Below are 4,424 nucleotides of genomic sequence, written 5' to 3' on the forward strand. Positions count from 1 at the left end.
GGGCAGCCGGTTGAGCCGCACGTCCTCGCGCCAGGTGACGTGTGACCCGGCGCCCCGGGCGTGGACCTCGATCTCGGCCCAACCGAGCACGACCGAGCCGCGCTTGTCGAGGCGGCAGAAGCCCCGACCTGCGTGGTTCGGGGGCTGCCAGGCGGTCACCTCCATCGGGTCGTCGAAGGCCCAGCGGCCGACGCCGGTGCGCGCCACGACGAGGGTGCCGGGCCTGGTCGGTCCCGGCGGGGTGACGGTGACGCGGGTCAGGGGGGCGTGGGTGCCGTGGCGCGGCCAGTCGGTGAGTCGACGCCACGCCTCGGCGGCGGGCAGCGGGGACTGGCGCACGAGGCGGATGAGGGGCACGGCCGGATCGTAGACGAGGGTGCCGAGTCTCGGCCTCGGTGGCGCGAAACGCGCTCTGTCGACGCGGGTCGGGGGCTCGCTATCGTCACCCGGTGGGAGGCACCGTGATGCGAATCGCTGGAGCGACCGTGTTGTTGACCGGCGCGGCGGGCGGGATCGGCGGCGCGCTGGCGCGTCGGCTCACGGCCGACGGTGCCGCGCTCGTGCTCTCCGGCCGCCGGGCGGAGGCGTTGGAGCCGTTGGCGGCCGAACTCGGCGCGCGGGTGGTGGCCGCGGATCTGGCCGACCCCGAGCAGGTGCGGCGGCTGGCGCGGGAGTGCGCGGACGTGGACGTGCTGGTGGCCAACGCGGCGCTGCCGGGCACCGGGGACCTGCTGGAGTACACGCCCGAGCAGATCGACCGGGCGCTCGACGTGAACCTACGCACGCCGGTGATGCTGGCCAGGCTGCTGGCTCCGCGCATGGTGGCGGCGGGGCGGGGCCATCTCGTGTTCGTGGGGTCGATGTCGGGGAAAGCGGCGACGCCGCTGTCCTCGATGTACACCACGTCCAAATTCGGCCTGCGGGGCTTCGCGCACAGCCTGCGTCTCGATCTGCGGGCCTCCGGGGTGGGCGTCTCGCTCGTGCAGCCGGGCTATGTGCGGGACGCGGGGATGTTCGCGGCGGCCGGTGAGCCGACGCCGGTGAGCGTGCCCACGGTCACGCCGGAGCAGGTGGCGGCGGCCGTCGTCCGCGCGGTCGAGGCGGACCGCGGCGAGGTCAATGTGGCGCCGCTGCGGCTGCGGCTGCTCTGCGCGCTGGCCGGCCAGTTCCCGAGCCTGGCCGAACGCGGTGGGCGACCGCCGCGCGGCGGAAACGTGGTCCGGCGGATCGCCGACGCGCAGCGCGACCGTCGTTGAGCCGCCGGAACGCCCCGGGGTGACCGGGGCGTTCCGGCGGGCCGGCCACCTTCGGGTCAGCTCTCGACGATGCCGGGGCCGATGAAGTCGACCCAGTTGACGTTGAGTTGGCCGGTGGTCTTGACGAGGTAGAGCGGCCCGCTCACCGGTGCCGCGGCGGGGTCGACCTGGGCGGTGACGTCCTGGTAGACCTGCCAGTCACCGGTGGGTGGGACGTGGATGGTCGCCACGGTGGAGCCGGTGTCGGGGTCTCCGGTGCGGATCTCGACGGTGGCGCCGGCGTCGGGGGAGGCGGCGCGCAGGCCGATCTCCTCGATGCCGGTGAGGTTGGTGCGGTTCCAGGCCCACCAGTCGCCGTCGTCGATGTGCCCGATGTTGCGGCCGCCGCCGGCCGGGTCGCCGGTGGTCTCCGACTGGACACCCGGCGTGCCGCCGCCGGGCGCCGACTCGAGTCGGCCCGTCGCGTCGAAGTGCTCGGCCTCGCGGTGCTTGGGCTGGAGAACGATGACCTCCTGGGTGGTCAGCGGCGGTGCCTCGCCTGAGCCCTGGTCGGTGTAGGTCACCGTCACGGTGCCGAAGACGTTGGCGCCGGTGTGGCCCTCGTCGCCGGGGAGCGGGAACGTGCCGGCGCAGCCGCGGTACTGCTCGTAGCCGTGCGAGTGTTCGTCGTGCCCGAGGCCCGGTTGGACGACGACCTGGTCGCAGTCGATCTCGCCGTCCTCGGCGTCGGCGCCGGTGACCTGGTAGCGGATGGTGTCGCCGAACTCGAAGAAGCCGCCGTCGAGTGGGGCGGTGACCTCGAGGGTGGGGGCGGAGTTGCCGGCGGTGATGTCGAGGTTGGACACGGAGCTGCGGCCGTCGGGGTCCGTGACGGTCAGTCGGGCGGTGTACCGGCCGGGCTCGGTGTAGGTGTGGGTGGCGGTGGGTTCTGTGCTGTCCTGGGTGCCGTCGCCGTCGAAGTCCCAGGCGAAGGTGACGGGTTGGCCGTCGGGATCGTGGGATCCCGTGGCGTCGAAGGTGACCTCGAGCGGCAGCGGTCCCGAGGTGCGGCTGGCGTCGACGCGGGCGACAGGTGCCCGGTTGCCCTGCACGTAGTCGATCCGGTAGACGCCGGAGTCGGTGTTGTCGCCGCCGAAGCCGCTGCCCCACTCGATGAGGTAGAGGGCGCCGTCAGGACCGAACTGCATGGCGTGCGGGCGGCTGAACGACATCTCCGCGAGCATGCGGGAGACGTCGGCGACGCCGGTGCGGTCCTCGTCCGGCTGGACGGAGAACAGCCGGCCGTCGTTCCAGTCCGCGAAGACGACCTTGCCGTCGAAGTACGCCGGCCACCTGCGGTCGGAGTCGAGATCGGGATCGTAGGCGTAGGCGCCGCTGGTCATGGGGGCGCCGCTGGAGCCGATCTCGGGGACGCCGGTGCTCGACGCGCCCATCCACATCTCCGCCGGCACGGCGGCGGGCAGCCGGCCGCGCCCGGTGTTGTTCGGGGAGTCGTTGACCGGCGCCGCGCAGTCGAACGCCTCGCCCGAGGTGCCGGTGGCGAAGTCGTGGTCGACGTAAGGGGTGTTGTCGCCGACGCAGTAGGGCCAGCCGTAGAAGCCGGGCTCGTCGACGATGTTCCACTCGACGCGGCCGTCGGGCCCACGGTCGGGGTCGGCGGCGCCGGCGTCCGGGCCGTAGTCGGCGACGAAGAGGTGGTCGGTGGTCGGGTCGATACCGATCCGGAAGGGGTTGCGGAAGCCCATGGCGTAGATCTCGGGGCGGGTGTCCGGCGTGCCGGGCCGGAAGAGGTTGCCCCGCGGGATGGTGTAGTGGCCGTTCGGCCGCGGGGTGATGCGCAGCACCTTGCCGTTCAGGACGGCGCTGTTGGCCGAGGTGCGCTGGGCGTCCCAGGCGGCGCGGCCCGCCCGCTCGTCGATCGGGGCGTAGCCGTCCGAGGCGAACGGGTTGGTGTTGTCGCCGGTCGCGATGTACAGGTTGCCGTCGCCGTCGAACTCCAGCGCGCCGCCCGCGTGGCAGCACTGGTCGCGCTGGACGTCGATCTCGAGCAGCACCTTCTCGCTCGCGGGGTCCAGGGTGTCGTCGCGCCGGACGGTGAAGCGCGAGACGCGGTCGACGGGATCGTCGCCGGCGGGCGAGTAGTAGAGGTAGATCCAGCCGTTGCGCTCGAACCTCGGGTCCAGCGCGACCCCGAGCAGGCCGAACTCCTGGCCGGTGTAGACCGGGAGGGTGGCGGCGGTCACCACGGTCCCGTCGGTGCGCACCACGCGCACCGCGCCGTTGCGGTCGATGTAGAAGACGCGGCCGTCGTCGGCGATCGCCAGCTCCATCGGGTTGCTGGTGTTGTCGTCCAGGGTCACCTTCTCGAAACCCGCGGTCAGCGACGCGGTGCAGTCGGCGGCCACCGCGCCGGCGGCGGAGCGGATACCGCCGAGCAGGTGGGTCAGGAAGCGGGGGTCGGAGTAGGAGTCCGCGGTGTGGCCCATGCCGGTGTACCAGGAGCGGCCGCCGTCGTAGTTCTGGCACCAGGAGATCGGGTGCTCGGCCCCCATCGAGCCGCCGGTGTAGGTGGTCTCGTCGAGGGAGGCGAGTACGTGCACGTCGCCCCGGGGGTTGGCCCGGTAGTTGTACCACTCGTCGTAGCGGTCCCAGCGGACCGGCAGGTCAGCGGTGGCGGGGTGCGCGGGGTCCTCGACCTTGACGGTGGCGTCCTGTTGGGCCGGGTGGTTGGCGAAGTAGGCGCCGACCAGGCCGCCGTACCAGGCCCAGTCGTACTCGGTGTCGGAGGCGGCGTGCACGCCGGCGTAGCCGCCGCCGGCGCGGATGTAGCGCTCGAACGCGGCCTGTTGGTCGGCGTCGAGGACGTCGCCGGTGGTGGAAAGCCAGACGACGACCTCGTACCGGGCGAGGTCCTCGTCGTTGAAGACGGAGGCGTCCTCGGTGGCCGTCACCTCGAAGCCGTGCTCGGCGCCGAGCTCCTCGATCGCCGCGACGCCGGCCTCGATGGAGTCGTGCCGGAACCCGGCGGTCTTGCTGAACACGAGGGCGCTGAACGTCTCGGCGCCGTGTCCTGGATGTGCCGCGGCCGCGCCGGCTCCGAGGAAGCTCCCGAAGAGCGTGGCGAGGATCGCGACGACGGCCAGGGCGGCGCGGCGCTGGGGGCGGGTG

The 4,424-nt window shown here is 72.9% G+C and carries 3 protein-coding genes; 1 reads left to right on the plus strand and 2 read right to left on the minus strand.

Annotated elements, in window-relative coordinates; genetic code table 11:
* On the minus strand, nucleotides 1-357 hold a 357-nt coding region (locus E1265_RS34045), incomplete at its 3' end, for an SRPBCC family protein (protein WP_132934817.1).
* Nucleotides 358-464: 107 nt separating this feature from the next.
* Between E1265_RS34045 and E1265_RS34050 the strand changes: the two genes are divergently transcribed.
* On the plus strand, nucleotides 465-1,256 hold the full coding sequence (locus tag E1265_RS34050) for an SDR family oxidoreductase (RefSeq protein ID WP_132934818.1): 792 nt from the start codon (nucleotides 465-467) through the stop codon (nucleotides 1,254-1,256).
* A 56-nt stretch (nucleotides 1,257-1,312) separates the two neighbouring features.
* Here the strand turns inward: E1265_RS34050 and E1265_RS34055 are convergent, their stop codons facing one another.
* On the minus strand, nucleotides 1,313-4,399 hold the full coding sequence (locus E1265_RS34055; RefSeq protein WP_132934819.1) for a ThuA domain-containing protein: 3,087 nt from the start codon (nucleotides 4,397-4,399) through the stop codon (nucleotides 1,313-1,315).
* Nucleotides 4,400-4,424: the final 25 nt, after the last annotated feature.

Source organism: Streptomyces sp. 8K308, from assembly GCF_004348315.1.
GTDB lineage: Bacteria > Actinomycetota > Actinomycetes > Streptomycetales > Streptomycetaceae > Streptomyces.